Origin of the sequence: Streptomyces katrae (assembly GCF_000966975.1) — a bacterium.
Taxonomy (GTDB): Bacteria; Actinomycetota; Actinomycetes; order Streptomycetales; family Streptomycetaceae; genus Streptomyces; species Streptomyces katrae.
The window spans coordinates 1-1,308 of record NZ_JZWV01001668.1; the positions used below are offsets into that span (position 1 = coordinate 1).

Sequence of the window (1,308 nt, forward strand, 5' to 3'; positions counted from 1 at the left end):
GAACCGGAGCCGGAGCCGGGACCGGGAGCAGGAGCGAGAGCGGGAGCGGGGCCGGAACCGGGGCCGGGAGCGGGAAGGGTCACGGGGACTCCGCCCGGCCGACGCCCGGCCCCGGCCCCAGTCGGCGGCGGCTCGGGGCGCGGTTGCTCGCGCTGGGCGGGGTGCTCGTGCTGCACGCGGCGCTCCCGGGTGGTTCTGCTACGGGTCCGCGCGGCAGGCCGGGCTGCTGGAACGGCACCTCGAAGAGGTGGCGCAGGAGGCCCGGCGCTTCCTCGGTCCCTCCCCCGAACACCCCTACTACGCCGGGGCGGTGGTCCTCGCGGGGCGCGGCCGAACGGTCGCCCTGCACCGGGCCATGGGGGACGCCCTCCGGTACGCGGACTACGACGGGCGCACGGACCGGCCCACCGAGTTCCCGGCCGCCGAGCGGATCGCGATGGCCGAGGACACCGTCTTCGACCTGGCCTCCCTCAGCAAGCTGTTCACCTCCATCATCGCCGTGCAGCAGATGGAGCGGGGCCGGCTGGAGCTGGAGGCCCCGGTGGAACGCTACCTGCCGGAGTTCACGGGCGGCGGCAAGGAGGCCGTCACCGTCCGGCAGCTTCTGACGCACACCTCCGGGCTCCGCTCATGGGCGCCCTTCTACCAGGAGTCCACCCGAGAGGGGCAGTTGAGGCTGCTGTGGTCGGTGCGGCCGCAGGACACCCCCGGGACGGTGTACCGCTACTCGGACCTGAACCTCATCACGCTCCAGCTGCTCCTGGAACGGATCACCGGCCGCACTCTGGACACCCTGGTCCACGACGAGATCACCGCTCCGCTCGGGATGCACCGCACCCGCTACAACCCCCCGCGCGCCTGGCGCCGCACCACCGCCGCCACCGAGGTGCAGCGACCGCCGTGGTCGGGCCTGGACCGGGGCCTGGTCTGGGGCGAGGTCCACGACGAGAACGCGTACGCCCTGGGCGGGGTCGCGGGCCACGCCGGCGTCTTCGGCACCGCCTGGGACCTGGCCGTCCTCTCCCGCACCCTCCTCGACGGCGGGGCCTACGCCGGACGCCGCATCCTGCGTCCCGCCTCCGTCGAACTCCTCTTCACGGACTACAACACCGCCTTTCCGGGCGACGACCACGGCCTCGGCTTCGAGCTCTACCAGCACTGGTACATGGGCACTGGTACATGGGCGCCATGGCCACCCCCCACTCGGCCGGCCACACCGGTTTCACCGGCACCTCCCTGGTCCTGGACCCCTCCACCGACTCCTTCCTCGTCCTCCTCGGCAACTCCGTGCACCCCGTCCGCACCTGG

The 1,308-nt window shown here is 73.3% G+C and carries 1 pseudogene; it reads left to right on the top strand.

Annotation, left to right across the window (positions count from 1 at the left end):
* Window positions 1-143: 143 nt before the first annotated feature.
* Window positions 144-1,308 (top strand): annotated as a pseudogene (locus VR44_RS39960) (serine hydrolase domain-containing protein); the annotation flags it as partial.